This window comes from Collimonas rhizosphaerae (genome assembly GCF_038896935.1).
GTDB classification, from domain to species: domain Bacteria; phylum Pseudomonadota; class Gammaproteobacteria; order Burkholderiales; family Burkholderiaceae_D; genus Collimonas; species Collimonas rhizosphaerae.
Map to the genome: position 1 here is coordinate 293,900 of NZ_JBANDC010000003.1, position 26,913 is coordinate 320,812.

A 26,913-nucleotide genomic window follows, 5' to 3' on the forward strand; every position below is an offset into this window, starting at 1 on the left:
AGGGTTCAGGCTGCTTTATCGATGGTGGCAAAAATCTTGGCGTCGGCGATCCGCAAGTCGGCAGCGATCATGCCTTGCCGGCCGTCCTCGAACTTGACCAGGGTTTCTATGAATTGCGACTGCTTGCCGCCGTACAAGGCGTCGATCAGCACGGCATACTTGCCGGCGATGAAGTCGCGCCGTACCTTGCGGGTGCGCGTCAGCTCGTCGTCATCGGCATCCAGTTCCTTGTGCAGGATCAGGAAACGGTGGATCTGCGAGGCCGCCAGCAAAGGATCCTGCGCCAGGTCGGCGTTGACCTTTTCAACGCAGCCGGCGATCAGCGCATACACTGCCTGCTGCGCGGCCAGGTCGGCATAGCTGCTGTAAGCCAGGTTGCGGCGCTCGGCCCAGTTGCCGACCGCATCCATGTCGATGTTGATGAAGGCCGTGCATTGCTGGCGCCGGTTGCCGAACACCACCGCTTCCTTGATGAAGGGGAAGAATTTCAGCTTGTTTTCTATATACTTCGGCGCAAACAAGGTGCCGCCGGCCATCTTGCCCACATCCTTGGCGCGGTCGATGATTTTCAGGTGGCCGTCGCCGTCGAAAAAGCCGGCGTCGCCCGTATGGAAATAACCGTCGGCATCGATCGCTTCGGCCGTGGCCTCGGGCCGCTTGAAATAGGATTTCATCAAGCCGGGCGAGCGCACCAGCACTTCGCCCTTGCTGTCGATATGCACTTCCACGCCTTTCATCGGCCGTCCTACCGTGTCCAGCTTGACGTCGCCGGAAGGCTGCATGCACACGGTGACGCAGGTTTCCGTCATCCCATACAGCTGCTTCAGGTTGATCCCCAGCGAACGATAAAAATCGAACAGGTCGGGTCCGATCGCTTCGCCGCCGGTATAGGCGACGCGAATCCGCGACATGCCCAGCACATTCTTCAGCGGACCGTAGATCAGCAGGTTGCCGAGCCCGTACAGCAGGCGGTCGGCCAGCGACACATCCGGCTTCTTGTCGAGTATGCGTATGCCGACGCGCCGTGCGATCCCCATGAAGCCGTGGAACAGCTTGCGCTTGATCCAGCCGGCGTCTTCGATCCTGATCATTACCTGCGTCAGGATATTTTCGTAGATGCGCGGCGGCGCAAAATAATAGGTCGGGCCGATCTCGCGCAGGTCGGTCATCACGGTATTCGGCGATTCCGGGCAGTTCAGGCAGAAGCCGGCGACATGCGCCTGCGCAAACGAATACAGGAAATCGCCGACCCAGGCCAGCGGCAGGTAGCACAGCAGGTCGTCGTCCTGGTCCAGCTGGTCGAACTCGACCAGCGTCCGCGCGGTGGTGATCATCGCCGCATGCGAATGGCAGACGCCTTTCGGTTTGCCGGTGGTGCCGGAGGTATACAGGATGATGGCGATGTCGTCGGCGCGCCCGGCATCGACTTCGTTCATGAAGAAGCCGGGATGCGCCAGGTCGTAGGCGCGCCCGATCTCTGCCACTTTGGCAAAGGAAGACAACTCGGGCTGGTGGTAATTGCGCAGGCCGCGTTCATCGTCGACGATGATGCGGCTGATGCGCAGCAGCGTCTGCTTGATCTCGAACACCTTGTCGACCTGCTCCTGGTCTTCCACCACCACAAAATCGATTTCGGCATCGTCCAGCACGTAAGCCATGTCGGCCGCAGGCGCATCCTGGTACAGCGGCACCGGCATCCCGCCCAGGCACTGCGCGGCCGACATCGCCCAATACAGCCGCGGGCAGTTATTGCCGACAATCGCCAGGCTCATGCCGCGCCGGAAACCGAGCGCCGCCAGGCCGCAGGCAAAAGCCCGCACTTCGGCGGCCACTTCGGCCCAGCCGGTCGCCTGCCAGATACCGAGGTCTTTTTCCCGGAACGCCGGCTGCTGCGGGCGTTCCTGTGCATGTTTCAGGAGCAGATCCGGAAATGTCTGCACTCCTGGACGTCGTGTTGTCTCCACCATCGTCCCACCTTTTTTATCTGGTCCCACGGCAACGAGATCGAAGCCATGTGCCTGTCCGTATCAAGTCAGTCTGGGCCGGCATGCTTACGTCGCGCTTACTCTAGCGGACAGTAACCGCCGGTCACGTGCTGCTTTTATGCGATGATAGTAGTGGGAGTCGGGAGATGGGGTTGTCATCTCGCAGACAATTGCCAAATTTTCGATATTGCAACGCATCATAATGATCAAAGAGACTTCCATCCAAGACATGCTGGCCAAGACCATGTGGGCGCGTTCGCTTACCGAGGCGCAACTGGCGCGGGTGGAAGCCGAGATGTTCAGCCGCAAGATAGCCGGCGGCGCATTCGTCTGCCACAAAGGCGATCCGGTCACGCACTGGATCGGCGTGCACGAGGGATTGCTGAAGATGAGCAGCGTCTCCCCCGAAGGGAAAACGGTTTCCTTTGCCGGCATGGCGAACGGCGGCTGGCTGGGCGAAGGCTCCCTGCTCAAGAGCGAGCCGCGCAAATACGACGTGGTGGCGCTGCGCGACAGCGAACTGCTGTACATGCCGAAAACCACCTATCTATGGCTGCTCGACAACAGCATCCAGTTCAACCGCTTCCTGGTCACGCAATTGAATGAACGGCTGGCGCTGTTCATCTCGCTGGTGGAATACGACCGCATGCTGGAACCCGATGCACGCGTCGCGCGCTGCCTGGCGGCGCTGTTCAATCCCTACCTGAATCCCGGCATAGGCCGCGAGCTGCAGATTTCCCAGGAAGAAGTCGGCAATCTTTCCGGCGCCTCGCGCCAGCGCGCCAACCAGGCGCTGCAGGTGCTGGAGAAAGCCGGGTTGCTGAAAGTCGATTACGGCAGCATCACCATCCTCGACCTGGACGGCTTGCGCCAGTTCCATTCCTGACCTCGATGACCCGCAAGCGCAGCTTTCCCCCGGTAGTGGATGAGCAGGTCCGCCTTTTGATATTGGGCAGCCTGCCGGGCAACGTCTCGCTGGCGCACAGCCAGTATTATGCGCATCCGCAAAACCGTTTCTGGAAACTGCTGGCGGAAGTGACCGGCGCCGACCTGCCGGCGTTGCCGTATGCCGACCGGCTGCAAGCCCTGCTGGCCAGGCATGTAGGCTTGTGGGACGTGGTGGCGGAAGCGCGGCGCGACGGCAGCCTCGACAGCAACATCCGCGACCATGTGCACAACGACCTGCCCACCCTCGCCGCATCGCTGCCGCAACTGACCGCGATCGCCTTCAACGGCGGCACCGCCGCCAAGCTCGGACTGAAGGCGCTGGGACCGCGGGCCGCGGACTACCGCATCATACTGCTCCCTTCAAGCAGCCCGGCCTATACCCGGCCATATGCGGAAAAGCTGGAAGCCTGGCTGGCTCTGCGAGACTGCCTGGCCTGAGCGGTTACAAAAATAAGCCGTAGCGACCACGGGCATCGTTGCCCCTCCTGATCAGACAATATTTAGCGCTAGTTGCCGCCGGGGCACGGTATCATTGCCCTACATTTTTACCTGACGCTATTTATTTCTCTAATGCTGATCAAACGCAAATCCATAGAAGCCGACGCCAACCGCATGGATGGCCCGCGCAAACGTTCCGAAGTTGCAAAAAAAGACACGCCAAAACCGCCGCGCAAACCCAAGTTTGCACCGGTCACGCTGTCCGAGCAGGACGGCGTGCGCTTCCTGCATTTCGGCACCGAGTGGGTGCAAGGCGCGATGCGGCTGCGCAAGCCGGACTGGCCGGAGCTCGAGTACGCCCAGCAAATGATGGCCTGGATGCTGTTCAACCCGGAGCCGCAGCACATAGTGCAGCTGGGCCTGGGCACCGCGGCGCTGACCAAGTTCAGCTACCGCCAGTTCCCCGCCGCGCGCGTCACCGCGATTGAGCTGAACCCGTCTGTGCTGGCGATCTGCGCCTCCATGTTCAAGCTGCCGCCCGACGACGAACGGCTGTCGGTGCTCGAGATGGACGCCATGGATTTCGTCATGGATCCGCTCAACCACGGCAGCATCGACGCCCTGCAGGTCGACCTGTACGACGCCACCGCGCGCGGCCCGGTGCTCGACACGCCCGAGTTCTACAGCGCTTGCGCGGCTTGCCTGAAGGACGACGGCATCATGACCGTCAACCTGTTCGGCGACCACCCCAGCTATGCCAAGAACCTGAAAGCCATGATGTTCGCTTTCGACGATGTCTGGTGCCTGCCTGAAGTCCATGAAGGCAATGTCATCGCCATCGCTTTCAAGAAAACCCCGCCGGTAGATTTCAGCGCCTTGTATGAACGCGCCGCCGAAATTACCGCAGCCACCAAGCTGCCTGCCAAATCCTGGGTCAACGGCTTGAAAGCCTGGCATTCGCCACAGTAACAGGCTAGGCTGGACCAACCCATGCTGCTCAACCAATCGATACTTCCATCGCAATGAATACTGCTCCGCCCAAAATACTAGACCTGCAGCAGATCTTCACCTGGCTGCTGAACGACGGCACGGTCGACAAGAACGATGTCAAAGCCTTCTATACCCAGGCGCAAGGCATTTTCCGCAACGCTCCGATCGCGATCCATCCGCTCAACGCGGTGGCCCAGTGCAAGCGCCAGTCGGCGCTGCCGCCGCACCGCGCCATCACCCTCGAATGGCTGACCGAGTGGCTGGCGCGCCAGGTGCAGATGCCGTTCTACCGGATCGATCCGCTCAAGATCGATTTCGCCAAGGTGGCCGATGTCATGTCCGCCAGCTACGCCACCCGTTTCAATATCCTGCCGGTCGAACTGAGCCTGACCGACCTGGTGATCGCCACCGCCGAGCCGTTCCGCACCGAATGGCAAGCGGAAATCGCCAAGATTTCGCGCCGCAATATCCGCCTGGTGATCGCCAATCCGCTCGATATCACGCAATACATCACGCAGTTCTTCACGCTGGCGAAATCGATCAAGAGCGCCCATAAATCGGGCGGCCAGGAACTGGCGCTGCGCAACAACTTCGAGCAGCTGGTGGAGCTCGGCAAGTCGAACAAGCAGGTCGACGCCAACGACCAGCACATCGTCAACATCGTCGACTGGCTGTGGCAGTACGCGTTTGAGCAGCGCGCTTCCGACATCCACATGGAACCCAAGCGCGACTTCAGCGCCATCCGCTTCCGCATCGACGGCGTCCTGCACCAGGTGTACCAGGTGCCGGCGGTAGTCATGATCGCCATGACCGCGCGCATCAAGCTGCTGGGACGGATGGACGTGATCGAAAAGCGCCGGCCGCAGGACGGCCGCATCAAGACCCGTACCGCCGGCGGCCAGGAAATCGAGCTGCGTCTGTCTACCCTGCCGACTGCCTTCGGCGAGAAACTGGTGATGCGGATTTTCGATCCGGAGGTGGTGGTCAAGACCTTGCCGGAACTGGGTTTTCCGGTCGACGACGCCTTGCGCTGGGATGCGCTGACCAAGCGTCCGCACGGCATCATCCTGGTGACCGGCCCCACCGGCTCCGGCAAGACCACGACGCTGTACACCACGCTCAAGGCGCTCGCCACTTCCGAGGTGAATGTCTGTTCGGTGGAAGACCCGATCGAAATGGTGGAAGCTTCGTTCAACCAGATGCAGGTCAACCATGGCATCGACCTGACTTTCGCCGACGGCGTGCGGGCCCTGATGCGGCAGGATCCGGACATCATCATGGTGGGCGAAATCCGTGACCTGGAAACCGCCGAAATGGCGATCCAGGCCGCCCTCACCGGCCACCTGGTGCTGTCGACCCTGCATACCAACGACGCGCCGTCGGCCGTGATGCGGCTGCTGGAACTGGGCGTGCCCTACTACCTGCTGGAAACCACCTTGATCGGCATCATGGCGCAGCGCCTGGTGCGCACGCTCTGCACCCATTGCAAGAGCCCCGACGGCCAGGTCGCCGACGACGTCTGGGCCACGCTGGCGGAAAACTGGAACGTGCCCAAGCCGGCCAACGTCTACCATCCGGTCGGCTGCCCGGAATGCCGCCAGACCGGCTACCGCGGACGCACCGGCCTGTACGAGCTGCTGACCGTGACCCAGCCGTTCTCCAAACTGATCCAGACCGAAACCGACATCCATGCGCTGAAGCAGCAGAGCATCAGCGATGGCATGAAACCCCTGCGCCTGGCTGGCGCGCTGAAGGTGCTGGAAGGCGTCACCACGGTGGAAGAAGTCTTGAAAGTCACCTCGGCGCTGACCTGAAGCGGCAACTTGCCTGCATCGCTGTGAACCATAAAGGGCTGCCCGTCCGGATGACGGGCAGCCCTTTGTCCGTTTACCTTTCCTTGGCGCAAGCCCGGCCTGCGGCGGCACAAAAAATTATTAAAATAATAAATATCCGGACAGAAAAAAACGCTCTTGCCGATCCTGGAACTGATTTCCAATAGACAATGATTTAACCTTTGCGTAAGCTAAGGCACGCTATTGCCGGCACCGTCTTCCGAGCTTGTCATTTTGCTTGAAAGCGGCGTCAGCACTGGCTCAGGGAGATGTGTGCATTTTGCAATACAGGGAGTAGTCTGCAACGATTAGTTTGCAATAAAAAAGACAGGCGGGAAATCCGCTCCGACCATACGCAGTCAAATCCGGATAAAAATAATGAAATTGACACACTTTAATTTCGTAACGGTAGCACTTGTCTTCGGCCTCGTCAGTTCCGCGTTCGCACAGGAAGATCCGACCTTGTTCCTGAACCGCGCCAATGCCAGGGTCGCCAAGGCGATGGCCTTCAAAACCAGCTGGGACGGCCCCACCAGCGGACCGAAAATCGCAGCCCAGAAAAAATCGATTGTGCTGATCGCGTCAAACCTGAAGAACAACAGCGTCCTGCGCGTCGCCAACGGCCTCAAGGAAGCGGCGGCGGTAGCCGGCTGGGACGTGTTCGTGATCGATTGCTGGGGCGTCAACAGCAAGCACGCGGAAGCCTTCAGCCGAGCGCTGGCGCTGAAGCCGAACGGCATCGTCCTGGCCGGCATCGACGCCAACGAACAGCCCAAGGAAATGAATGCCGCCCACACCCAGAGCGTGCCGGTAGTCGGCTGGCATGCATCCACCAGGATAGGCCCGAGCGACGGCTTGTTTACCAATGTCACCGCCGATCCGAAAGAGGAAGCGACGATTGCGGCCTTGCTGGGCGTGGTCAACTCCAACGGCAAGGCCGGGGTGGTCGTCTTCACCGATCCGAACAGCCTGTACGCGCAATCGAAGTCGAACGAAGTGGCGTCGGTGATCAAGCAGTGCCGCAGCTGCAGCCTGCTCAGCGTGGAGGCATTGCCGGCCACCACCAGCGCCGACAAGATGCCTGCCATCCTGACGGCGCTGGCGCAGCGCTTCGGCAAGAAGTGGACGCACGTCATCGGCGTCAACGACAATTACCTTGACCTGCTGGCGACGCCGGCCGCGGCCGCGGTCATCGCCAGCAGCAAGATCGAGGCGCTGTCCGCCGGCGAAGGTTCCGAATCGGCCTACCAGCGCATCCGCAGCAAGACGGTGCAGCTCGCCACGGTGCCGGAACCGTTCAGCCAGCAAGGCTGGCAAATCGTCGACGAGCTGAACCGCTCGTTTTCCGGCGAAAAAGCCAGTTCCTACGCCACCCCGGCTTACCTGGTGACGGAGCAGAACATCGCCTTCCACGGCGGCCAGCAAAACACCTTCGAACCGAATAACGGCTACCGCAGCGAGTACAAGAAAATCTGGGGGAAATAACGCGATTGGCCGGCGCTTGCGCGATGGAGGTAGAATCGACGGACGACAGCTCGGTTCAACCATGGTCCAAGGAGAAATCAGATGCATTCGAGAAGAATCCTTATCGCGCAAGGCGGCGGCCCGACCGCCGTCATCAACCAGTCTTTGGTGGGAGTAGTGCTGGCGGCACACGGGGTGTCCAATGTCGACCTGGTGTACGGCGCCCGCAACGGCGTGCGCGGCATCGTCGACGAAGACTTCCTGGACCTGGGCCAGGAAACCAGCAGCAACCTGGAGCTGGTGGCCAACACCCCCTCTTCCGCGCTAGGTTCGACGCGCGACAAACCCGACCTCAAGTATTGCCAGGAAATCATCCAGGTGCTGCAGGCGCACCAGATCAACCACTTCTTCTACATCGGCGGCAACGATTCATCCGACACCCTGCGCATCCTTAGCCTGGAAGCGGAAAAGCTGGCCTTTCCCCTGCGCTGCATCCACATTCCGAAAACCATAGACAACGACCTGGTCAGCAACGATCACACGCCAGGCTTTCCATCGGCCGCGCGCTTCGTAGCGCAGGCGTTTGCCGGCGCCAACCTGGATAACGCCGCCCTGCCCGGCGTCTATGTCGGCGTGGTGATGGGCCGGCACGCCGGCTTCCTGACGGCGGCGGCGGCGCTGGGCAGGAAGTTTGCCGATGACGGGCCGCATCTGATCTACCTGCCGGAACGGGTGTTTGTACTGGAGAATTTCCTGGCCGACGTCAAGCAAGCCTACCAGCGCCACGGCCGCTGCGTGATTGCCGTTTCCGAAGGCATACACGACGCATCCGGCACGCCTATCGCCAGCCTGCTGGCGAAGACGGTGGAGCGCGACGCCCATGGCAATGTGCAGCTGTCCGGCAACGGCGCGCTGGCTGACCTGCTGTGCGAAGAGATCAAGTCGAAACTGAACATCAAGCGCGTGCGCGGCGATACCTTCGGCTACCTGCAGCGCTCGTTCATGGGTTGCGTCTCGGATGTGGACCAGCGCGAAGCGCGCGAGGTCGGCGAAAAAGCGCTGCAGTTCGCGCTTCATGAAAACCGCAACGGCACCGTCGCCATCAAGCGCAGCGGCGCTTATGCGGTCAACTATGAATTGCTGGACCTGGATGTGGTGGCAGGCAAGACGCGCGTGATGGAAGATGAATTGATCGCCGCCAGCGGCACCGACGTCACCGACGCCTTCCGGCTGTACCTGCAGCCGCTGCTAGGCTCAGGCATGCCGGACGGCTTCCGCCTGCGTTCGCCCGCCGTCGCAAAAATACGGAACAGGACTGGCTGACCCGCGCCTTGCCAAGGCGCGGGATGCGGCGCCTCATGCGGGTGCATTCTCCATCGAACTGTCGTACTGGCCGAGGTGCGCCAGGCCGTTCAGCCGGCAGCGGCGCAAGAAGGTTTTTTGCGCTTCGGCCACGTTCTGTTCCTGGCCCTTCCAGGTTGTCAGCACCGGCGCCTGCAATGCTCGCCCATAAGAGAAACTGACCGGCCACGGATGCGCGCCAAGCAGGTTCATGGCGTTCAAGTGCGCGGTCGCGTCTTGCGCGCTCTGGCCGCCTGACAGGAACACGATGCCGGACACCGCCGGCGGCACATGACGCTCCAGGCAGCGCATGGTGGCTTCGGCAACTTGCTGCACACCGGCTTGCTGCGGGCATTTCATGCCGGCGATCACCATGTTCGGCTTGAGCAGCATACCCTCGAACACAACGCGCTGGTTATCCAGTTCGGCAAACACGATTTCCAGCACCTGCGAAGTCACTGCCTCGCAACGCACGATATCGTGCGAACCGTCCATCAGCACTTCCGGTTCGACGATCGGCACGATACCGGCCTCCTGGCACAGTGCGGCATAACGCGCCAGGGCGTGGGCGTTTGCCTGTATCGCGGAGAGCGTCGGAATGCCCTGCTCGCTGATCTCGATCACGCCGCGCCACTTGGCGAACTTCGCTCCCAGCTGCTGGTATTCCTGCAGGCGCTCGCGCAAGCCGTCCAGTCCTTCGGTGATTTTCTCGCCGGCATGCAAGGCCAGCAGCTTGGCGCCGCTATCGACCTTGATGCCGGGGAGGATGCCGCGGCGCGCCAGCAATTCGGCAAACGGGGTGCCGTCGGCGCCGCTCTGGCGCAGCGTTTCATCGTACAGGATGACCCCGCCAAGATAGGGCTCGACGCCCTCGGTGGTAAACAGGATTTCACGATAGCGGCGACGGCTTTCCTCGCTGCATTCCAGTTTGATGGCGTCAAACCGTTTCTTGATGGTCGGCCCGCTTTCGTCCGCCGCCAAGATGCCTTTCTGCCCTGTCACGATGGCGCTAGCCACCGACTTCAGCTCGTCGATATTCATTGCTGGTTACTCCCAGTGATGACTGCAGACTGCAAAAAGTCTTCGCGACCATGCTGCCACGAATGCAGCGGCATGGCAACCGCCGGCGCCAGGTTACGGGATGGCTATGTTGGCTATCGAACTGACGTTTCCCGGTACGGCATGAGACTGTAGCCAAGGGCATTCAATGGACGACCTTTTTTCACCAAGGAGACATGGCTATGAAACGTACAGCATCAGCTGCCTGGGCCGGCGGCCTCAAGGATGGCAAAGGCAGTATCTCGACGCAAAGCGGCGTGCTGGCCGATGCGCAATATGGCTTCACTACCCGCTTCGAAGACGGTCCCGGCACCAATCCGGAAGAATTGATCGGAGCGGCGCACGCCGGCTGTTTCAGCATGGCCCTGGCGGCGCAGCTGGGTGAAGCCGGCATGACAGCGGAAAGCATCAAGACCAGCGCCGCGGTGACGCTGGAGAAAATCGACGGCGGCTTCTCGATTACCGCGGTTCACCTGGACCTGAGCGCCCGGATTCCCGGGGCGACCCAGGCAAGCTTCGAGGCAGCGGCGAACAAGGCCAAGGCGGGTTGCCCGGTTTCAAAACTGCTGAACGCCAAGATTACCCTGGATGCAAGACTGGAAGCCTGAATCCAGAATCCCGGCTTAGGTGCGCCAGCGCACCGACCATGGCCGGTTTTAGCGCTACTGTTGACTCCAAGGCCAGGGCATTTCCCTGCGACCGCGTATCGATAAAGAGGTATTCCTATGAAAACCATGCAAAAACTTACTGCCACGGCAATCACTGTTGTCATGTTGCTTGGCCTGGGCGCATGCGACGGCATGTCGCGTCGCGGACAGAACACAGCAATCGGCGCAGGCGTAGGCGCTGTGGGCGGTGCGGTATTAACCAACGGCAGCGCCCTTGGTACGGTTGGCGGCGCCGCAGTCGGCGGCGTGATCGGTCACGAAATCGGGAAATAACCGGCCAGGCCCGGCACGCTTGCTGGCAGCGGGCTTGCCTGCGTCTTGCCATGAAAATGGCATGCCGCGGCTTGGGTCATAGCTATTGGCCCTCAGGCCCTCAACACAGCAACGCTGCATAAACCTGCCGTTCAACGGCATAACAGCCGCATGCCGCCGCCTCCAGTCCAAGCCTGTCGATCACCTTGAGGTTGCCGCGCCGGTATTCGATCAGCCCGCTGCGCTGCAAGGCGCTGGCCGCTGCGGTGATGCCCTCGCGGCGCACCCCGAGCATAGCGGCCAGGAATTCGTGGGTGACCCGGAAACTGTCGGAATGGGCCCGGTCCTGGCTCATCAGGAGCCAGCGTGCCAGGCGCGGACCGATCAGATGAAAACGCAGGCAGGCGGCCGAAGTGGCCATCTGCGCCATGCGGACATACAGGTATTGATGCATGCCTTTCAGCAAAGCCGGACTGTGCGCCAGTTCGCTGCGGAAATCATTGGCGCCGATGCGCCGCGCCACCCCCGGGCTTTGCACCACGGCGTGCACCGGCGCGGTCGCCACGCCCAGCGCCATCTGCGCTCCCAGCATGCCTTCCCGCCCCACCATGCCGACCTCGACCCCAGGACTGCCCGCAATGTGCGCAATCAGGGAAATCGACGCTTCGACAGGAAAATACACATGGCGGATAACGTGGCCGGGCTCGCACAGCACTTCGCCCAGCTCCAGCTCCACTGGTTCGCTGACGCCCAGCAAATGCAGGCGATCCTTGCGCGGAAGCAGCTCGATCAGATGATTCTCGACGGTGCCCAAACTGGTTCTCCGGTATATTGCCGGCCCATCAGCTTGACGAGCCGAGATGAAGATCGTGTTATTGGCGAATACGATGTCGGGGTAGTACTGGCAGTGTGCTGCAGGCAGCCGCGGCTGACCGTCTGCTAGCGCACATAACGGAGATTGAATCGACGCGCCATCCCTGCAATAGGCAGGCGCAACTGCGGCAGCGCTGCGGCCGATGCTATGTCAGATCGCCAGTTTGTCAGGCAGCAAGCGGTCGCATTCTTTCTTGACCACCGCATAACATTCACAAGTACGTTTCTCCAGCCCCGGCCGGTCCAGCACCGTGATGTGGCCGCGCACGTAGCGGATCAGCCCGGCTGCCTGCAGGCTGCCGGCAGCTTCGGTGACGCCTTCCCGGCGTACGCCAAGCATGTTGGCGATCAGTTCCTGCGTCATCACCAGGTCGTTGCCTTGCAGCCGGTCCAGGCTCAGCAGCAGCCAGCGGCACAGCTGCTGGTCCAGCGTATGGTGCCGGTTGCATACCGCCGTCTGCGACATCTGGGTGATCAGCGCCTGGGTATAGCGCAACAGCAGGTGCAATACCGGACCGGCGCGGTTGAACTCGTCTATCATCGAGCGCGCCCTTAACCGAAAACCGTGGCCGGCGCTTTGCACCACCGCCCTGCTGGGCGTGGATTCACCACCCATGAACAAGGAAACGCCGACAATGCCCTCGTTCCCGACCACCGCGATCTCGGCCGAGGCGCCGTTTTCCAGCAGGTACAGCAGCGAAACGATGGAAGTCGTCGGGAAATAGACATAACTCAGCGTACTGCCCGATTCATACAATACCTGGCCGAGCGGCATCTCGACCGGTTCCAGCTGCGGCAGCCAGCGTTGCCATTCTGCGTCGGGAAGCGCGGCCAGCAGGTGATTCTTTCTGGGGTCTGGAGACTTGTCCATAATGAAACTCCAAAGCGGATTTAACCTCTGGAAATGCTGCTGCCGGAATTTTGAGTATAGTCGCCTGGCCGACGGGTGTGTACGCTAGTGCACAAAGCCGGCGCGCCGCTGATGCCTAAAACATTGCTGATTGCGGCAGTGCCGGGATTTTTATGCAAAAAGACAATATCTCGTGGTAAATTTCCATGCCGCAACTTGCAGCGTCTGAAAATCATCGGGAACAGGGAAATATATGCATAACAACAAAGTCATCATTGGCCATCGCAACCGAATGCTGACTGCAGCAAGCACGGCTGCGATATGCGTGTTTTTTTCAGGCTTCCTGGCCGCCGGCGTTGCAGCCGCACCATCCGCCCCGGACGCCATTACTCCCGACGGCGGCAAATATTATGGCCAGCTGGCAGACGGCAAGCTGCAGGGCCAGGGAAAAATGGAATGGGCGAATGGCGCTGTTTACGAGGGCGGCTTTGAAAAAGGACTATTTTCAGGAAAAGGAAAATACCGTATAGATCCCGGCTACCTGTACGAAGGCGAGTTCAAGGATGGCATGCGGTCCGGCCAGGGCCGCGCGGTCGACCCCAGCGGTTCGGTGTACGTCGGACATTTCGCCAACAACGAATTCGACGGCTTCGGCAAGCTGACGGCCAAGGACGGCGAGTATACCGGGCAGTTCAAGCACGGAACCTATGCCGGCAAAGGGGAAATCAAGTACACCAACGGGCGAACCTACAAGGGCGAATTCGCCGACGGCCAATTCCAGGGCAAGGGACGGTATGAGGTAAAGGGTGAAGAATTCTACGAGGGCGAATTCGACAAGGGAGAATTCGCCGGATATGGGATCTACCAGAGGCAGGACGGCTCGCGTTATGCAGGCGCCTTCAAGAAATGGCTGCCGCACGGCGGCGGCCGGCTGACCGATATCCGCGGCAACGTCTACGAAGGCATGTTTGCTGACGGCCGCCTGGTCGGGCAAGGACGCTATGCCGGCAAGGACGGCAGCAGCTACCAGGGCGGATTCAAGAACTGGAAATACCACGGGCAAGGGATTTTCCGGAATGCCAAAGGCGACCGGTATACAGGAAATTTCTCGTATGGTTTCTATGAAGGCGAAGGCACGCTGACTTATGCTTCTCCGCAAAAAGACGGCCGCACCAAGGACAGTGGCATCTGGAGCGAAGGCGTCCTGGAAGATGCTACGGCTGAAGCGCAAGCCAAGCTGAACCTGGAAACCGCGCTGTACCAGCAGCGCGCCCTGCTCGACAAGACCCTGGCGGCGGTCGCGCCGCGTGAGCCGGGCAAGGTCAACATGTACCTGCTGGCTGTCGCCGGCGACGGTTCGCAGGAAGTATTTCACCGCGAGACGGATTTTGTGCGCACGCAGTTCGACCGCGATTTCGGCACCCAGGGACGCTCGGTGGTGCTGGTCAACAGCCGCAACACGATTACCAAGGAGCCGATGGCGACAGTCACCAGCATCCGCGAAAGCCTGAACGCCATCGCCGCTAAAATGGACAAGCAGAACGACATCCTGTTCCTGTACCTGACCAGCCACGGTTCGCGCGACCATGAACTGATGCTGTCCCAGAACGGCCTGGAGCTGCGCTATCTCAAGGCGGCGGAACTGGGGAAAATGCTGGCGGAGTCCGGCATACGCTGGAAGGTGGTGGTAGTGTCGGCCTGCTATGCGGGCGGTTTCATCCCCCCATTAAAAGACGAGCGCACGATGGTGATTGCCGCCGCCCGCCCTGACCGCACTTCTTTCGGCTGCGCCGACGACAATGACTTCACCTACTTCGGCCGGGCGTTCTTCCAGAAGTCCCTGCCCGGCAGCGCCTCCTTCAGCGCGGCCTTCGACAAAGCCAAGGCCCTGGTCGCCACCTGGGAAAACGACGACATCAAGAGCGCAGGCAAAGGCGGCGGCGTAATGCATTCGGAACCGCAGATATATCACACCGCCGCGATCGACCAGTACCTGAAGACATGGCAGGCGCAGCTGAAAACCGTTGCGCCGGCGGGCAATGCCAAGCAGGCTCCGATAGCCGTGCCGCCCCGCTGACGCAGGGCGGCGGCACGCCGCTTTCCTATTGCTGTGCGTAAGCCTGCTGCAGGAGCTTGATGTCGATCTTGACCATCTTCATCATCGCCTGCATGACCCGTTGGGCTTTCTGGGGATCCTTGTCTTGCAGCAGCTCGCCCAGGACCTTCGGGATGATTTGCCACGACAGGCCGAACTTGTCCTTGATCCAGCCGCAGCCCTGCGGCTCGCCGCCTTCGGAAAACCTGGCCCAGAGTTCATCGACCTCTTCCTGGTTTTCGCAATTCACGAAAAACGAAATCGCCGGCGTGAAGCTGAACTGGGGCCCGCCGTTCAGGGCGATGAAATCCTGGCCATGCAGCTGGAACGTGGCCGACATCACCGCTCCCTTGGGACCCGGCCCGGCATCGCCGTAGCGCGACACGTTGCCGATTTTTGCATCCTTGAAAACCGACGTATAGAAATTCATCGCCTCTTCGGCCTTGCCGTCGAACCACAGGAATGGAGAAATTTTCTGCATTTTTGCTGCTCCTAAGTGAAGAAAATGCGGAAGAAAATGCGGAAGAAAATACGAAAGGAAACGTGGAGAACCGCTTCTGCCCAAAGATAGCGACTCCTGTCCGCAAGCTACTCGCCGGCTGCCGGCACCATATACGCGAATTCCCAAGCGTGGCCGTCCAGGTCGCGGAAACCGTGGCTATACATGAAGCCGTAGTCTTGCGGTTCTTCCGTGGTGCGCCCCCCGGCAGCGCGGCCGGCGGCTACCAGCTGGTCGACCTGGGCGCGGCTGTCGCATGAAACACAAAGCAGCACCTCGCTCTGCTTGGTGGCGTCGCACACCGGCTGTTTCGCAAAACCCTGGAAAAAATCCTCGGTGAGCAGCATGGCATACAGGTTCTCGCCAAGGATCATGCAGGCTCCTTGGTCGTTGGTGAATTTCGGGTTGAACTCATAACCGAGGCTCTTGAAGAAATCCTTTGATTTCGGCAAGTCCTTGACCGGCAGGTTGATGTAGATCTGCTTGTGCATGATCGTTCCTTTTGAATGGGTTTATCGGTTTCAGACAGCTGCTTGCGTCGCGGCGATATCGCTGACGTCGAGTTCGCGCACCGGGCGCACCTCGATGCTGCCGTAACGTGCAGGGGGGATTTTCGAGGCCCAGTGGATCGCCTCGTTGAGGTCCTTGGCTTCGATCATGTAGAAACCCGCCAGTTGCTCCTTGGTTTCGGCAAACGGGCCGTCGGTCAAGGACATCTGGCCGTTGCGCACCCGGACGGTAGTAGCCGTATCGATCGGCTGCAGCGCTTGTCCGGCGACAAAATGGCCGCTGCCGCGCAGTTCCTCGGCGAAGGCGAAACAGGTGCTGTCCGGACAGGCATGCAGCTTGTCCTGGGCAAGGTAGACAAGGCACAGATAGTTCATGATGGTCTCCAGTAAATGACAAGGAACGGTCGGCGACAGCCGGTGGCGCAGGGCCCCGCCGGCGTCGGTTTATATGCACCTGCACTAGATAGTCGAACCGCGGGCAGCGGAATCGACAGTACTCCAGATATTTTTATTGTTCGGCCAGGCCCGCCAGCCGCCGATTCAGGAAGCGCCGCTCCGGCTCTTGCTGGGTCAGCGCCAGCGCCCGCCCGTAGGCGGCGCGCGCTTCCGCAACGTGGCCAAGGCGGCGGTGCAGGTCGGCTTGCGCCGCGTGCGCCAGATGATAATTTTGCAACTGGCCGCCGGCAATCAGGTTGTTGACCAGGACCAGGCCCGCATCCGGCCCCTGGTGCATGGCGACCGCCACCGCACGGTTCAATTCGACCACCGGCGTCGGCTCCAGGCGCAGCAAGGCGTCATACAGGCCAACTATCTGCCCCCAGTCAGTCGCATCGGCATGGCGGGCATGGGCATGGACCGCGGAAATCGCTGCCTGCAGCGCATAGGCGCCGAAACTCCCGGCCGACAGGGCGCGCTCCACCAGCGCCGATCCTTCGGCAATATGTTCTGCGCTCCACAAGCTGCGGTCTTGCTCGTCCAGCGGGATCAGGTCGCCGTCCGCGGTGCTGCGTGCGATGCGGCGAGATTCATGCAGCAGCATCAACGCCAGCAAGCTCATCACCTCCGGTTCCGGCAGCAGTTCCAGCAGGAGCCGGGCCAGGCGGATCGCTTCTTGCGACAGGTCATGGCGCGTCAGCGTCGCGCCCGAGGAGGCGGAATACCCTTCGTTGAACACCAGGTAGATGACGCGCAGCACCGTGTGCAGGCGCGCCGGCAATTCGTCGCGGCCGGGAACCTGGTAAGGGATGCGGGCGTCGCGGATCTTCGCCTTGGCGCGCACGATGCGCTGCGCCAGCGTCGGCGCCGGGGTCAGGAAAGCATGGGCGATCTCTTCCGTGCTCAGGCCGCACACTTCGCGCAAGGTCAGCGCGATCTGCGCGTCCGGCGCCAGCGAGGGATGGCAGCAGGTAAAGACGAGGCGCAGGCGGTCGTCCTCGACGTGCTCGCGGTCGTCGTCCGGACCAGGACTGTCGTCGGCAATCGCTTCGATCGATTCCGCCACCTCGTCATAGGCGGTGAACCTGGCGCCGCGCCGTATGCCGTCGATCGCCTTGAAGCGCCCGGCGGACACCAGCCAAGGCACCGGCTTGTGGGGGATGCCGTCGCGCGGCCATTGTTCCATCGCAGCCTTGAACGCATCCTGCAAGGCTTCTTCGGCCAGATCGAAGTCGCCCAGCAGGCGAATCAAGGTAGCGAACACGCGTCGCGATTCGCTGCGGTAAATATCTTCTATCGTGGCGCTTATTGGCATCGTGTAGGCATCGTAACGAGGTGGTCCCTGGCAGTGCTTTTTAATAGCCTGTCCATTCCTGTACCACGAGAATAATACATTGAATCACGGCCCTGCCGATTCGCCCTGGAACGGGGCCGATAATGCAGCAGGGCCTATGCCCTCGATTCCAGCGTTGACTTCCACGTCCAATATAATGGATAATATTTCCATTATTATAGATACCGAGAACCCTGCCCATCATGGATATCAATGCCCGCATTGCCGCCCGCGTCAGCTTCCTGCGCCAGGAGCGCGGCCTGTCGCTGGATGCGCTGGCCACCAAATGCAGCGTCAGCCGTTCCATGATTTCCCTGATCGAGCGAGGCCAGAGCAACGCCACCGCGGTGGTCCTGGAAAAACTGGCGACCGGGCTCGGCGTGATGCTGCCCGCCTTGTTCGAAGATCCGCAGCCGCAGGCCGCGCCCCTCATCCGCCACGCCGACCAGCCGCAATGGCGCGATCCGCAATCGGGCTACCTGCGCCGCAATGTTTCGCCGCCGCATCCGCAATCGCCGCTGCGGATCGTGGAAGTGCTGTTTCCGGCCGGCGCCCGGGTCACTTACGAAACCTCGGCGCGCGAGGCGCTTGTCTACCAGCAGATATGGATCCTGGAAGGCAGGATGGATATCACCGTCGGCGATGCGCAATATTCGATCGAAGCCGGCGACTGCCTGGCGTTCCAGCTGGACCGCCCGGTCGCCTATCACAACCCTGATCGCAAACCTGCGCGCTACGCCGTGATCAGCAGCACGGACAGCGCGCGCCCGTAAGGAGCCGGACATGCAAGACCACATACAAATCCGTCGCCTGGAATCGCTCGATCCGGCTGCGCTCGCCGCCCTGAGCGAGATCCTGGTCGATTGCGTCGACGGCGGCGCTTCGGTCAGCTTCATGCATCCCCTGACCCGCACGCGGGCGGACAATTTCTGGAATGACGTCGCTCCCGGCGTCGCCGCCGGCGAACGCCTGCTGCTGGTGGCCCTGGCCCCCGATGGTGAAATTGTCGGCACGGTGCAGGTAGTCTTAAAGCAGCCCGAGAACCAGCCGCATCGGGCCGATGTGGCAAAACTGCTGGTCCACCGCAAGGCGCGCCGGACCGGCCTGGGTGCGGCGCTGGTGACGGCGGCGGAACATGCCGCGGCGCTCGCCGGCAAACGCTTGCTGGTATTGGATACGGTCACCGGCAGTCCGGCCGAACAGCTGTACAAGCGGCTGGGATGGCAGGTGTCGGGGGTGATTCCCGACTACGCGCTATGGCCGGATGGCCGCTTGTGCGCCACCACCGTCTTCTACAAGCGGATCGGAAACGGCGCAGCGGCTTAAGCCGGTTGCCTGCGCCGGTTGCCTGCGCCGGTTGCCTGCGCCGGTTGCCTGCGCCGGTTGCCTGCGCCGGTTGCCTGCGCCGGTTACCTGATATAGGCCGGGGACTCCGTTTGCGGCGGCTCGCCGCCGGCCGCTGCAAAGTTGCTGGGAAAACGCGCGTCCCGCAACTTCATGAAGGGCGTTTCGACCAGCCGGTACAGCAGGTAACCGCCGCCGATGCAGACAATGGCAATCAAACCCGCTTCAACTGCGGAGTTGATCTCCGCGCTTTTCAGGGCCCGGTGCGCGATCACGGCGAGCGGCTTGTGCACCAGGTAGATCGCATACGACCATGCCGCCAGCTGGGCAGCGCCCGGCATCCGCCAGCGGTAAAGCCAGCTGCACGGACTGAGCGCGGCCACCACCAGCAGCGCGAAGGCGACGGCAACCAGCGAATAGCCGAACCCGCTCATGAAGAATCCGTAGCCGTAGTCTTCTATATAGTAATAATTGACGATCAGGTAGAAAAGCAGCGCCACCGCCAGGCCGCCGGCAAGCAGCGACAGATGGCCCCGGCGCAGGATCTTTTGCCATAGGTCCCGGTGAAAATTCTTCAGCAGGGCGACGGCGATGCCAGGCAGGAATTCATCGAAGCGGCAAAAGCTTGAGTAATAGATATTCGGGTAATAGCCGCCGACCGCACCACCCGCTTCCCGCCCATACTGCAGCCACAATACGCTGCGCAGCGCGATCCCGGCCAGCATCAGCAGGCCCAGGGCGCCCCACGCGAGCCGGATCGACTTGCCATACCGGGCAGCGACGATGACGACGGCTGGCAGCAGCAGATAAAACTGTTCTTCTATGCACAGCGACCAGGCATGGGAAAAAGCGGTTCCCGGCTGCAGCCACAGGTTTTGCGTGAAGGTGAGGAAACGCCACAGCGGCGGCAGCCCGTTGCCCCCCATGGCCAGGGGAAAAAGAAAATACAGCGCCAGCACGACGTAGAAATTGGGCAGCGTCCGCAGGAATCTCCTGGCGTAGAAATGCTTGAGCGACAGCTGCCGTCCGCGGACGACGCCGGCAAAGATCTGGTTGCTGATGAGGTATCCGCTCAGCACGAAGAACAGGTCGACGCCGGCCCAGCCCACCCTGCTGGCCCAGCCGAATGTCGGCGTGCCGCTGACGAAGGCCATGTAGTGGTACATGAACACCAGCGCGATCGCTGCGGCGCGCAGCGTGTCCAGGCCGTTGTTGCGATGCGGCGTGTCTGTATAGGGGCGGATGAATGGCAGCATCGGGGCAGCGGCGAGGTTGATCGGAGTCGGCTGGAAATGGCCTGCCCTGTTACGGGACTTGGCCCACGCCAGCCACCGCCACGCAAACCATATGAAAAAAGCCCGCCGAAGCGAGCTTTGGTAATGACCGATACTTGAGGAGATTCGCGTAATCCAGTGCTATCTGCAAAGTGACTACGCCGCGAATGAATCTACTCAAGTATCTGCCATCGGACAAATTCTGGATGCGCACGAAAGTCTGTACGTGCGACCAAGTATGCAACACGGATTTCTTCGACGCAAGTTTTTTTTGACGCTTTTCCATCCAAGCGCGAATCGTTTTCCAGACGATGGCTGGTAGACTTCAATCTCCCTGCTTCCCACCTATCCGATGGAAGAAAAATGCACAGCGCGACCAGAGGTGAATCGAATTCCGCAACCAGGACAATGCTCGACGGCGTTCGCCCCCAACCCGCTACCGGGCGTCGCCCTGTACGCGCGGCACTATTTGCGCCGCTCGTGCTGCTGGCATCCAGCTTCTGCTCGTCGGCCGGTGCAGCCGAAGCGTCGCCCTGCCCGCCGGACTGGGAAGTCCAGATCTGCGAACTGAAGGCGGTGGTGGACGTGCTCAAGAAAGAGCACCTGACCGAGATCGACGTCCCGGCCTTCCTCGACGAAACCATCCGCCTCGGCGTCAAAACGCTGCCCTACGCCAGGTTCTTCAATGCCCAGGAACGGCAGGAACTAATAAAAAAAGACCAGCGCACGCGCAACGGCGCGCCTGGCATCGGCATCATTTTCGAGACCTTGCCTGACGGCTTGCATATCATCGATGTGGTGCCTGATGCGCCCGCCGCGCAAGCCGGCGTGCGCACCGGCGACCTGGTGGTGGCGATGGACGGCAACAGCATGGTCGGCATCGACAATGCCGAGATTGCCAAATATGCCAACGGCGAAGCCGGTGCGCCGCTCAAGCTCACGCTGTTGCGCGGCCCATCGCAGCAGCGGCTGGAGTTGGCCCCGCTGCGCGCCGTCATCAAGCCGCGGCCGGCCAGCGTCAAGCGGCTCGACGGCAATGTGCTGTATACCCGGCTGGCCAGTTTTCCCGAGCCTACCATCGGCGACTATATAGACGTGGTGCAAGCGGAGCGCAAGAAAGGGCCGCCGGCCGCGGCAGTGATCCTCGACCTGCGCATCAACGGCGGCGGCGCGCTCAACGCGGCGATCGGCATGACGGCGCTGTTCACCGGCCGCGACAAGACGGCAATGGTGACGCTGCAGCGCGACGATAAAATCCAGCACCGCATCAGCACCAATTGGCCGGATTACGACCTGCCGGTAATGCAAGGCCAGGACCCGCTCGCCCCCTTGCAAGGCGACGACTGGTGGCGCAACGTGCCCCTCATCGTGCTGGTCGACGGCCAAAGCGCCTCTGCCGCCGAAGCCACCGCCGCGGCGCTGAAAGACCTCGGCCGCGCCAGGCTGCTGGGCACGCCGACCTATGGCAAGGGCATGGCGCAAACCGGGGTCGACATCCGCGACGGCACGCAGGTTTCCTGGAGCAATGCGCGCAACTTGCGGCCGAACGGCTGCCCGATGGAAGGTCACGGCGTGGTGCCGGACTGGATCGTGCCGCCACGCAAAGACGCCGACATGGACGGCGTCCTGCTCGGCTATCGCGAAGTCGACATTCCGCGCGCCGCCTACGCCAGCAAAACCGCGCCCGATCCCTTCGCCGATGTGCGCAAGGAACGCCAGCGCCTGCGCGAGCGGCGCGCACTTGCCAAGCTGGATCCGGCCAACAGCGCAGCGTTGCCGCAAAAGGAATTCGGCACCGCCAAGGATTGGCAGCTGCAGCAGGCGCTCAACGCGCTGGCCGGCAAGCCGGTGCAGGTAGTGGCCGTGAACCCGAGGTTCATGCCGGCGCAGCCGGCGTGCCTGAAACTCGACGTACAGGTAACTGAACGACAGAAAACGCAGTGACAATCCACGGCACATGAAACCGCGGATTTTGATCCGGGCGCTTTTTCACGCTCCCAGAAAATTTTCTGCCGCATTGCCTGGGCGCAGCAAGACGCTATCCCAGCCGTGGGCCGGCCGTTCTACCAGGCTTGAGCGCCAGTCGCCCACATAATCGAAAGCGGGAGCCGGCACGGGATCCGTGAACCAGAAACTGGTCTGCAGGATGACCTCGGGCTCGCCAAACCAGTGCGCCCGGCCGTCGCCGTCCATCACCCACCACCTTGCGCCCTGCGGCGCCTGGCTCCAATCAACGTTGCATTCCATGGCAGAACCCTTCACGCTCGCATCGACCCGCAAACCGGTCATTCACTTCTTGATATTGATATGGTTGACCACGTTGGTTACCCTATCGACTCCCTTGGCGACCACAATGCCGGTCTCGACCTGGGCCTTGCTGTCGGCGAGGCCGCTCAAGGTCACTTCGTGGTTCTGGACCTGGACTTGCAAGCCCAGGCTTTTGAGATCGCCGCTCGTCAATAACGCGGCGTTGACTTTGGCAGTGATGACAGCATCGTCAACTGCAGTATCGACGGCAACAGGCGGCGGATTTCCAGTCATGTCTTTTGTCTTGTTGCAGCCTGGCAGCGAGACAAGCAGGGTGCACACAGCGACAACGCCCGGACGGACGAAACGCTTCAGAAGCGCGACCATGATTTTCCCGGTCCTCTTTCAAGCTCACACAGCTCTTCTGGCGTCTGCCGGTTCTTCTTGCAATATCTGATGCAACACCATGGGACGTTGCGGCAAGGCCAGCTGGTGCGGCCTTTGCCTGTCAGCGACGCTTTCCACGCCGTCAATGGCAATCGCTTCAAGGAAAACCAGGACGCTGCGATAGTAGTCGACGCGCATTTCCGCCTCCAGCAACTGCCGTTCCGCCTGAAACAGCGAGAGACGCGCATCGCGCAATTCACCTTCCGCCAGTTTTTCCGGCGTCGCAGCGTATTTTCTCGCCCAGCCGCTCATCCATTCCATTCCCATGTCGCTTCCTTTTTGTCAGGAGACAATTTACCGCCAGCTACGCAATCGGCTAATGCACAAAAAATAAAGCGCTATCAACAGGATCATCGGCGCGCCAAGAATCCGTCCCGGAATATATTTGTCCATCGCGGCTCTCCTTTTTTTGCGCGTATCGAATAAGTGCGGAACAACGGATACAACGAGAAGGAGCTCTGTATTGCTTACTCAATGAAAGATCTTATAGAGCTTATTTATCGCCAGATCCGTTCGCTATCCCACATTGCACAAAATTTCCGCAATGCCGTTCGCGGGCAAGCGATATTTCCCGCACCATCCGGATTGGAACAACAATACTATCTACGTACGCTAGCGAACAGAAAGGCAGCGCTTAAAGGAGCAGAGTCCAGTGCATACATTGGAACTTCCCCTCTTTGCATTGGCAAACCATGGTTGCGCTCGCAAATCCTTTTACATTCCTGGCCGCAATTGCGATATGTGCGCTGCCCGCATTCCTGGTTGGCTGTAACGACGCGCACAGCATGCCCGCCGTTGCGCCGTCCGCCATGGCCAAGGCCACAACCGACAGCTCCATGCTCACCGCCAAAATCAAAACGGCTTTATTGGCAAGTAGCGACCTAGAAAATCTTGATATAAGAATCCAGATAAGAAACGGTGCAGTCGTGCTACGCGGATTCGCCGACGATCAAGTCCAGATCGACCGCAGCATAGCCGTGGTAAAGCGGGTAGCCGGGGTCGGCAAGATAATCAACCGCATCAGCGTCAGGAAATTCACGTAGACGCCGAGAGGAACCAAATGCAACCCAGGCAAAATATCCATCCTGACGCCGATCCGCCGCACAAAGAAGGCGACGCTATCGAAAACAAGGAAAGCAGCGTTGAAAGTGCGCTCGATGAAGCACTGGACGAAAGTTTTCCTGCCAGCGATCCCGTCGCCATCACTATCGGGAAAGCGCCATGTCCGCCGGCATGATCGAATTCAAGATGGCCTGGTGGTTCAGGTTCTACATCCTGGGCGTCACGGCCATGTGCTTGCTGACCGGCTGCGAGCCGCAGCAGGAAAGATCGCTGTACTGGTGCAGCAAGGCGATCAGGGCCAGCTGCAACGGCAAGCGCATCAGGATCTCTTGACCCGGCATCTTCCGCACAGCCTCGTCATGTACATCGCGGACATATGAATTCTTTTTGTCCACAGACACATCCATGCATTTTTTGGCGAACCCCCAAGCATCAGCAAGGGTCCGCCACCAGCCGTTTTAACGGGCCGGGATAACGACAACAGTTCCAGCCTCGGTGCTTCCTTTGGCGCCTGTACTTCCTCGTGCACCCGTGCTGCCGGTTGCACCGGTATAGCCGGTTGCTCCGGTATCCCCTGTCGCTCCGGTGCCTCCGGTCGCGCCGGTATCCCCGGTTGCACCGGTGCCGCCAGTGGCTCCGGCACGGCCAGGCGCACCTGTGTAGCCGGTGCTGCCGGTCGCGCCGGTGTACCCGGTCGCGCCTTGCGGCCCGGCAGGACCCGTAGGCAAGGTAAAACAACCAGCCAGTGTGAGCGTCGCCAACGCTGCGGCAAACTGTATCAAGTACTTCATGATGATTTCCTTTGTTTGACTAACCAGAACTGCCCACAAGATTGCGAGCAGCCACCCAGATTTGATCAATCTCTGGCGACAATGATGAGCGCCGGCAGATCAGGCCATCGCTACTGCACGATCGCAGCGCCGGCCGAATTGCGAACTTGGTCCGAAGACCTGCATGCTGCCGGTGCGCTGCGATTGCAACCCAGAATATTCAGGAAAAGGCATGGGGTCTGTGCGTTTGCGTACCAAGTCGGCTTGCTGCCGGCGCACCGGATAAAGAAAATCGCAGAACTGCGATGTAGAACTCACCGCAAATGGGTTGTAATGCCGAATGAAATGGCACTGCATGGACCACTGGATATCAGACGTGTCGAATAAAGCGCTTATTTGACGGAAATATCTGACGGAAATAAAAAAGCCTCCCGATTGCTCGGGAGGCTTTGAATCTGTTGGTGGGGCGTGTGTGATTCGAACACACGACCTACGGATTAAGAGTCCGCTGCTCTACCAGCTGAGCTAACGCCCCAACAGGGGACGAATTATAGCGGCTGTTTATTATTTTTGCCAGCCCTTCGTAAGAATTTCTATCAGTTTGCATATAGGCCGTTGTTTCTGCCCTCGCGCAGGCGCCGGCGGATCGTCACGCCGTGACCAGACCGACCCAATGCAAGGTTGATTCGTCCACCCCAACAATGGGGTGCCTGGACGGCGGCGCGGCCTTGACGACGCCCTTGGCCGACAGGTAGACGGCCTTCTGGGCTTTTCTCAGCAGGCGCTGTTCGATGCGCCGGGTATACAAGTCGGCGTGCTCGACTATGCGTTCCAGCATCTGCGCCAATTCAGCGTCCTCGACCTGGCTTTGCGCCAGCTGGCGCCAGAAATCGCATTCGGTCCAGCGCCGGAAACGCATGTACGCCGTGCTTGAACTGCCGAACTGCTGAGGCAGATGACGCCACAAACTGTTGTTCAGGACTACCCACAGCACGCCCTCGATAAACAGGCGGTTGTTTTTTGCATTGGCGCCGGGATCGCTCTGCTTGCCGGTCAGGAGCGGCTCCAGCTTTTGCCATTGTTCATCCCGAAGCTTCATTTCCTGCTTCTGCACTTGACTCATCGTGACGGCCTCCAGAAAGAATGTCGTTGCACTACCCGCTTCAGTTGCTCATGGCAATGAACCGAGGTACTGGCTTGACATTCTAGCCACGGGGTTCGTCAGAAAATATAAGAAATGTCTGAAATTGAAAGGCCATGTTCGCCCCTCAAGCCGCCTTAAAGCGGATCCGGCCAGGCGCGCATCGCTTGTGCGCCTATCGCCAGCAGTTTCTCGCGGCCGGCGTTGTCGCGCGCCTGGGTCGACATGCCATGGATGACAGTCACGAAAAAACTCGCCAGCGCCGCCGTATCGGTATCGGCGGCCAGTTCACCCTCGCGCACGCCGCGGTCCAGGCGATCCTTGATGCCGGCCTCCATCTGTCCGCGATAATCCGCCAGCACTTCCTGCACATGCGAAGAGGCGGCGGTGCAATTGGTGGCTGAAGTAACGACCATGCAGCCGGGCGGCTGGTTGGGGTCGGTCTGCGAGATGGCGATGACCTCGAGATAACTGCGGATGCTTTCTTTCGCCGTCAGCGGCTCGGCCACGATCGACTCGAAAAAACATGGTTTTTTCGCCAGGTAATATTCCACCGCTTCCAGGAACAGGCGTTCCTTGTCGCCGAATGCCGTATACAGGCTGGGCGGCGTGATTCCCATGGCGCCGGTCAGGTCATTGAGCGAAGTCGCCTCATAGCCGTAACGCCAGAAAACCAGCATCGCGCGCTCCAGCGCAAGTTCCCTATCGAACGATAAAGGACGGCCGGCCTTCTTGCGCGGCTTGTCTTGTGTCATTTCCATAGTGATCGATATTAAACTACTTGACAGCGTAAAACAACCCCGCTAGAGTCGAACCCTAAATCGTAGTGATCGCTATTAAATAGAAATCCTGAAGACGCCGGATGTGGCCAAATGGAAACTTCAGTGTCTCACAGAATGAAATTTGATGTTTTCCGAGCGTGTTTTTTTGCTTTCAGATAAGGGAAAAACCAGCACATCTGGAGGATCAGACAAGAAGCGTCCAGTAAGCGGCTATCGGCTGGCAGGCAGTCAGTCATATATTGCTAATCATGATTTGAAGCAATCCGAGCCACTCA

General features: G+C 60.4%; 30 protein-coding genes and 1 tRNA gene. 15 read left to right on the forward strand and 16 right to left on the reverse strand.

The window, feature by feature from the left end:
- Positions 1 to 5: 5 nt before the first annotated feature.
- Positions 6 to 1,967, reverse strand: coding sequence for an AMP-dependent synthetase/ligase (locus V8G57_RS05805; RefSeq protein ID WP_342828545.1), 1,962 nt, complete (start codon positions 1,965 to 1,967; stop codon positions 6 to 8).
- A 247-nt stretch (positions 1,968 to 2,214) separates the two neighbouring features.
- On the opposite strand from V8G57_RS05805, the gene V8G57_RS05810 reads away from it, so the two are divergent.
- The 6 genes from V8G57_RS05810 to V8G57_RS05835 all read left to right on the forward strand — a co-directional run bounded on the left by V8G57_RS05810 (position 2,215) and on the right by V8G57_RS05835 (position 8,980).
- Positions 2,215 to 2,871 carry a Crp/Fnr family transcriptional regulator gene (locus tag V8G57_RS05810; RefSeq protein WP_342828634.1) on the forward strand — a complete coding sequence of 219 codons (657 nt, stop codon included), beginning with the start codon at positions 2,215 to 2,217 and terminating at the stop codon, positions 2,869 to 2,871.
- 5 nt (positions 2,872 to 2,876) lie between these two features.
- Positions 2,877 to 3,371, forward strand: coding sequence for a DNA-deoxyinosine glycosylase (locus V8G57_RS05815; protein WP_342828546.1), 495 nt, complete (start codon positions 2,877 to 2,879; stop codon positions 3,369 to 3,371).
- Positions 3,372 to 3,503: 132 nt separating this feature from the next.
- Positions 3,504 to 4,340: a spermine/spermidine synthase domain-containing protein gene (locus V8G57_RS05820; protein ID WP_092401722.1), complete on the forward strand. Its 837-nt coding sequence runs from the start codon at positions 3,504 to 3,506 to the stop codon at positions 4,338 to 4,340.
- Positions 4,341 to 4,393: 53 nt separating this feature from the next.
- The gene (gene tfpB / locus V8G57_RS05825; RefSeq protein ID WP_342828549.1) at positions 4,394 to 6,175 is read left to right on the forward strand and encodes a type IV pilus assembly ATPase TfpB; all 1,782 of its coding nucleotides are present in this window, start codon (positions 4,394 to 4,396) and stop codon (positions 6,173 to 6,175) included.
- A gap of 396 nt (positions 6,176 to 6,571) precedes the next feature.
- Positions 6,572 to 7,678, forward strand: a complete 1,107-nt coding sequence (locus V8G57_RS05830) for a substrate-binding domain-containing protein (RefSeq protein WP_342828550.1) — start codon at positions 6,572 to 6,574, stop codon at positions 7,676 to 7,678.
- An 81-nt stretch (positions 7,679 to 7,759) separates the two neighbouring features.
- The gene (locus V8G57_RS05835) at positions 7,760 to 8,980 is read left to right on the forward strand and encodes a 6-phosphofructokinase (RefSeq protein WP_342828551.1); all 1,221 of its coding nucleotides are present in this window, start codon (positions 7,760 to 7,762) and stop codon (positions 8,978 to 8,980) included.
- Positions 8,981 to 9,013: 33 nt separating this feature from the next.
- Here V8G57_RS05835 and V8G57_RS05840 read toward each other — a convergent pair whose 3' ends face one another.
- Positions 9,014 to 10,039, reverse strand: coding sequence for a class I fructose-bisphosphate aldolase (locus V8G57_RS05840; protein WP_342828552.1), 1,026 nt, complete (start codon positions 10,037 to 10,039; stop codon positions 9,014 to 9,016).
- Positions 10,040 to 10,233: 194 nt separating this feature from the next.
- Between V8G57_RS05840 and V8G57_RS05845 the strand changes: the two genes are divergently transcribed.
- Entirely contained in the window at positions 10,234 to 10,665 is a 432-nt protein-coding gene (locus V8G57_RS05845; protein ID WP_342828553.1) for an OsmC family protein, read from the forward strand.
- A 117-nt stretch (positions 10,666 to 10,782) separates the two neighbouring features.
- On the forward strand, positions 10,783 to 10,998 hold the full coding sequence (locus V8G57_RS05850) for a glycine zipper 2TM domain-containing protein (protein ID WP_092401705.1): 216 nt from the start codon (positions 10,783 to 10,785) through the stop codon (positions 10,996 to 10,998).
- 100 nt (positions 10,999 to 11,098) lie between these two features.
- Here the strand turns inward: V8G57_RS05850 and V8G57_RS05855 are convergent, their stop codons facing one another.
- Positions 11,099 to 11,791 (reverse strand): Crp/Fnr family transcriptional regulator, encoded by a 693-nt coding sequence (locus tag V8G57_RS05855; protein WP_342828554.1) that lies wholly within the window; start codon positions 11,789 to 11,791, stop codon positions 11,099 to 11,101.
- 210 nt (positions 11,792 to 12,001) lie between these two features.
- Positions 12,002 to 12,721, reverse strand: a complete 720-nt coding sequence (locus tag V8G57_RS05860; protein ID WP_092401699.1) for a Crp/Fnr family transcriptional regulator — start codon at positions 12,719 to 12,721, stop codon at positions 12,002 to 12,004.
- Positions 12,722 to 12,953: 232 nt separating this feature from the next.
- Between V8G57_RS05860 and V8G57_RS05865 the strand changes: the two genes are divergently transcribed.
- Positions 12,954 to 14,777 (forward strand): C13 family peptidase, encoded by a 1,824-nt coding sequence (locus V8G57_RS05865; protein WP_342828555.1) that lies wholly within the window; start codon positions 12,954 to 12,956, stop codon positions 14,775 to 14,777.
- Positions 14,778 to 14,802: 25 nt separating this feature from the next.
- Here the strand turns inward: V8G57_RS05865 and V8G57_RS05870 are convergent, their stop codons facing one another.
- The 4 genes from V8G57_RS05870 to V8G57_RS05885 all read right to left on the reverse strand — a co-directional run bounded on the left by V8G57_RS05870 (position 14,803) and on the right by V8G57_RS05885 (position 17,553).
- Entirely contained in the window at positions 14,803 to 15,276 is a 474-nt protein-coding gene (locus V8G57_RS05870) for a VOC family protein (RefSeq protein WP_092401693.1), read from the reverse strand.
- Positions 15,277 to 15,383: 107 nt separating this feature from the next.
- Positions 15,384 to 15,785 (reverse strand): VOC family protein, encoded by a 402-nt coding sequence (locus V8G57_RS05875; RefSeq protein ID WP_092401690.1) that lies wholly within the window; start codon positions 15,783 to 15,785, stop codon positions 15,384 to 15,386.
- A 30-nt stretch (positions 15,786 to 15,815) separates the two neighbouring features.
- Positions 15,816 to 16,178 (reverse strand): YciI family protein, encoded by a 363-nt coding sequence (locus tag V8G57_RS05880; RefSeq protein WP_092401687.1) that lies wholly within the window; start codon positions 16,176 to 16,178, stop codon positions 15,816 to 15,818.
- 133 nt (positions 16,179 to 16,311) lie between these two features.
- Complete coding sequence (locus tag V8G57_RS05885; protein WP_342828557.1) at positions 16,312 to 17,553, reverse strand: RNA polymerase sigma factor; 1,242 nt, start codon at positions 17,551 to 17,553, stop codon at positions 16,312 to 16,314.
- Positions 17,554 to 17,774: 221 nt separating this feature from the next.
- Between V8G57_RS05885 and V8G57_RS05890 the strand changes: the two genes are divergently transcribed.
- Both V8G57_RS05890 and V8G57_RS05895 read left to right on the forward strand, forming a co-directional pair.
- On the forward strand, positions 17,775 to 18,344 hold the full coding sequence (locus tag V8G57_RS05890; protein WP_092401681.1) for a helix-turn-helix domain-containing protein: 570 nt from the start codon (positions 17,775 to 17,777) through the stop codon (positions 18,342 to 18,344).
- A gap of 10 nt (positions 18,345 to 18,354) precedes the next feature.
- Positions 18,355 to 18,897 (forward strand): GNAT family N-acetyltransferase, encoded by a 543-nt coding sequence (locus V8G57_RS05895; protein ID WP_092401679.1) that lies wholly within the window; start codon positions 18,355 to 18,357, stop codon positions 18,895 to 18,897.
- Between the two features lie 83 nt (positions 18,898 to 18,980).
- Here V8G57_RS05895 and V8G57_RS05900 read toward each other — a convergent pair whose 3' ends face one another.
- The gene (locus V8G57_RS05900) at positions 18,981 to 20,171 is read right to left on the reverse strand and encodes an acyltransferase family protein (RefSeq protein WP_342828558.1); all 1,191 of its coding nucleotides are present in this window, start codon (positions 20,169 to 20,171) and stop codon (positions 18,981 to 18,983) included.
- A 426-nt stretch (positions 20,172 to 20,597) separates the two neighbouring features.
- On the opposite strand from V8G57_RS05900, the gene V8G57_RS05905 reads away from it, so the two are divergent.
- A complete protein-coding gene (locus tag V8G57_RS05905; RefSeq protein ID WP_342828635.1) occupies positions 20,598 to 22,133 on the forward strand; it encodes a S41 family peptidase in 1,536 nt (511 codons plus the stop codon).
- Between the two features lie 45 nt (positions 22,134 to 22,178).
- On the opposite strand, the gene V8G57_RS05910 is transcribed toward V8G57_RS05905, so the two are convergent.
- From V8G57_RS05910 to V8G57_RS05920, 3 genes are read right to left on the reverse strand one after another with little or no spacing between them, the layout of a single operon-like run.
- On the reverse strand, positions 22,179 to 22,436 hold the full coding sequence (locus V8G57_RS05910) for a hypothetical protein (RefSeq protein ID WP_342828559.1): 258 nt from the start codon (positions 22,434 to 22,436) through the stop codon (positions 22,179 to 22,181).
- A gap of 42 nt (positions 22,437 to 22,478) precedes the next feature.
- Positions 22,479 to 22,823 (reverse strand): BON domain-containing protein, encoded by a 345-nt coding sequence (locus V8G57_RS05915; protein ID WP_342828560.1) that lies wholly within the window; start codon positions 22,821 to 22,823, stop codon positions 22,479 to 22,481.
- Positions 22,824 to 22,847: 24 nt separating this feature from the next.
- Entirely contained in the window at positions 22,848 to 23,150 is a 303-nt protein-coding gene (locus V8G57_RS05920) for a hypothetical protein (RefSeq protein ID WP_254785226.1), read from the reverse strand.
- 425 nt (positions 23,151 to 23,575) lie between these two features.
- Between V8G57_RS05920 and V8G57_RS05925 the strand changes: the two genes are divergently transcribed.
- The 3 genes from V8G57_RS05925 to V8G57_RS05935 are packed head-to-tail and all read left to right on the forward strand — an operon-like array spanning position 23,576 to position 24,278.
- Positions 23,576 to 23,926 carry a BON domain-containing protein gene (locus V8G57_RS05925; protein WP_342828561.1) on the forward strand — a complete coding sequence of 117 codons (351 nt, stop codon included), beginning with the start codon at positions 23,576 to 23,578 and terminating at the stop codon, positions 23,924 to 23,926.
- Positions 23,927 to 23,943: 17 nt separating this feature from the next.
- Complete coding sequence (locus tag V8G57_RS05930; protein ID WP_342828562.1) at positions 23,944 to 24,120, forward strand: hypothetical protein; 177 nt, start codon at positions 23,944 to 23,946, stop codon at positions 24,118 to 24,120.
- Complete coding sequence (locus V8G57_RS05935) at positions 24,105 to 24,278, forward strand: hypothetical protein (protein WP_342828563.1); 174 nt, start codon at positions 24,105 to 24,107, stop codon at positions 24,276 to 24,278. The genes V8G57_RS05930 and V8G57_RS05935 overlap by 16 nt, the downstream gene beginning before the upstream one ends.
- A gap of 125 nt (positions 24,279 to 24,403) precedes the next feature.
- Here the strand turns inward: V8G57_RS05935 and V8G57_RS05940 are convergent, their stop codons facing one another.
- From V8G57_RS05940 to V8G57_RS05955, 4 genes are all read right to left on the reverse strand, one after another.
- Positions 24,404 to 24,736, reverse strand: a complete 333-nt coding sequence (locus V8G57_RS05940; RefSeq protein ID WP_092401664.1) for a hypothetical protein — start codon at positions 24,734 to 24,736, stop codon at positions 24,404 to 24,406.
- Between the two features lie 438 nt (positions 24,737 to 25,174).
- A tRNA-Lys gene (locus tag V8G57_RS05945) sits at positions 25,175 to 25,250 on the reverse strand.
- 114 nt (positions 25,251 to 25,364) lie between these two features.
- Positions 25,365 to 25,814 (reverse strand): transposase, encoded by a 450-nt coding sequence (locus V8G57_RS05950; protein WP_342828564.1) that lies wholly within the window; start codon positions 25,812 to 25,814, stop codon positions 25,365 to 25,367.
- A gap of 179 nt (positions 25,815 to 25,993) precedes the next feature.
- Positions 25,994 to 26,617, reverse strand: coding sequence for a TetR/AcrR family transcriptional regulator (locus V8G57_RS05955; protein WP_342828565.1), 624 nt, complete (start codon positions 26,615 to 26,617; stop codon positions 25,994 to 25,996).
- Positions 26,618 to 26,913: the final 296 nt, after the last annotated feature.

Coding starts and splice junctions, on each gene's coding strand:
- V8G57_RS05805 (WP_342828545.1), bottom strand. CDS start 1,967: ATGGTGGAGACAACACGACGTCCAGGAGTGCAGACATTTCCGGATCTG.
- V8G57_RS05810 (WP_342828634.1), top strand. CDS start 2,215: ATGCTGGCCAAGACCATGTGGGCGCGTTCGCTTACCGAGGCGCAACTG.
- V8G57_RS05815 (WP_342828546.1), top strand. CDS start 2,877: ATGACCCGCAAGCGCAGCTTTCCCCCGGTAGTGGATGAGCAGGTCCGC.
- V8G57_RS05820 (WP_092401722.1), top strand. CDS start 3,504: ATGCTGATCAAACGCAAATCCATAGAAGCCGACGCCAACCGCATGGAT.
- tfpB (WP_342828549.1), top strand. CDS start 4,394: ATGAATACTGCTCCGCCCAAAATACTAGACCTGCAGCAGATCTTCACC.
- V8G57_RS05830 (WP_342828550.1), top strand. CDS start 6,572: ATGAAATTGACACACTTTAATTTCGTAACGGTAGCACTTGTCTTCGGC.
- V8G57_RS05835 (WP_342828551.1), top strand. CDS start 7,760: ATGCATTCGAGAAGAATCCTTATCGCGCAAGGCGGCGGCCCGACCGCC.
- V8G57_RS05840 (WP_342828552.1), bottom strand. CDS start 10,039: ATGAATATCGACGAGCTGAAGTCGGTGGCTAGCGCCATCGTGACAGGG.
- V8G57_RS05845 (WP_342828553.1), top strand. CDS start 10,234: ATGGCTATGAAACGTACAGCATCAGCTGCCTGGGCCGGCGGCCTCAAG.
- V8G57_RS05850 (WP_092401705.1), top strand. CDS start 10,783: ATGAAAACCATGCAAAAACTTACTGCCACGGCAATCACTGTTGTCATG.
- V8G57_RS05860 (WP_092401699.1), bottom strand. CDS start 12,721: ATGGACAAGTCTCCAGACCCCAGAAAGAATCACCTGCTGGCCGCGCTT.
- V8G57_RS05865 (WP_342828555.1), top strand. CDS start 12,954: ATGCATAACAACAAAGTCATCATTGGCCATCGCAACCGAATGCTGACT.
- V8G57_RS05870 (WP_092401693.1), bottom strand. CDS start 15,276: ATGCAGAAAATTTCTCCATTCCTGTGGTTCGACGGCAAGGCCGAAGAG.
- V8G57_RS05875 (WP_092401690.1), bottom strand. CDS start 15,785: ATGCACAAGCAGATCTACATCAACCTGCCGGTCAAGGACTTGCCGAAA.
- V8G57_RS05880 (WP_092401687.1), bottom strand. CDS start 16,178: ATGAACTATCTGTGCCTTGTCTACCTTGCCCAGGACAAGCTGCATGCC.
- V8G57_RS05885 (WP_342828557.1), bottom strand. CDS start 17,553: ATGCCAATAAGCGCCACGATAGAAGATATTTACCGCAGCGAATCGCGA.
- V8G57_RS05890 (WP_092401681.1), top strand. CDS start 17,775: ATGGATATCAATGCCCGCATTGCCGCCCGCGTCAGCTTCCTGCGCCAG.
- V8G57_RS05895 (WP_092401679.1), top strand. CDS start 18,355: ATGCAAGACCACATACAAATCCGTCGCCTGGAATCGCTCGATCCGGCT.
- V8G57_RS05900 (WP_342828558.1), bottom strand. CDS start 20,171: ATGCTGCCATTCATCCGCCCCTATACAGACACGCCGCATCGCAACAAC.
- V8G57_RS05905 (WP_342828635.1), top strand. CDS start 20,598: ATGCTCGACGGCGTTCGCCCCCAACCCGCTACCGGGCGTCGCCCTGTA.
- V8G57_RS05910 (WP_342828559.1), bottom strand. CDS start 22,436: ATGGAATGCAACGTTGATTGGAGCCAGGCGCCGCAGGGCGCAAGGTGG.
- V8G57_RS05915 (WP_342828560.1), bottom strand. CDS start 22,823: ATGGTCGCGCTTCTGAAGCGTTTCGTCCGTCCGGGCGTTGTCGCTGTG.
- V8G57_RS05920 (WP_254785226.1), bottom strand. CDS start 23,150: ATGGGAATGGAATGGATGAGCGGCTGGGCGAGAAAATACGCTGCGACG.
- V8G57_RS05925 (WP_342828561.1), top strand. CDS start 23,576: ATGGTTGCGCTCGCAAATCCTTTTACATTCCTGGCCGCAATTGCGATA.
- V8G57_RS05930 (WP_342828562.1), top strand. CDS start 23,944: ATGCAACCCAGGCAAAATATCCATCCTGACGCCGATCCGCCGCACAAA.
- V8G57_RS05935 (WP_342828563.1), top strand. CDS start 24,105: ATGTCCGCCGGCATGATCGAATTCAAGATGGCCTGGTGGTTCAGGTTC.
- V8G57_RS05940 (WP_092401664.1), bottom strand. CDS start 24,736: ATGAAGTACTTGATACAGTTTGCCGCAGCGTTGGCGACGCTCACACTG.
- V8G57_RS05950 (WP_342828564.1), bottom strand. CDS start 25,814: ATGAAGCTTCGGGATGAACAATGGCAAAAGCTGGAGCCGCTCCTGACC.
- V8G57_RS05955 (WP_342828565.1), bottom strand. CDS start 26,617: ATGGAAATGACACAAGACAAGCCGCGCAAGAAGGCCGGCCGTCCTTTA.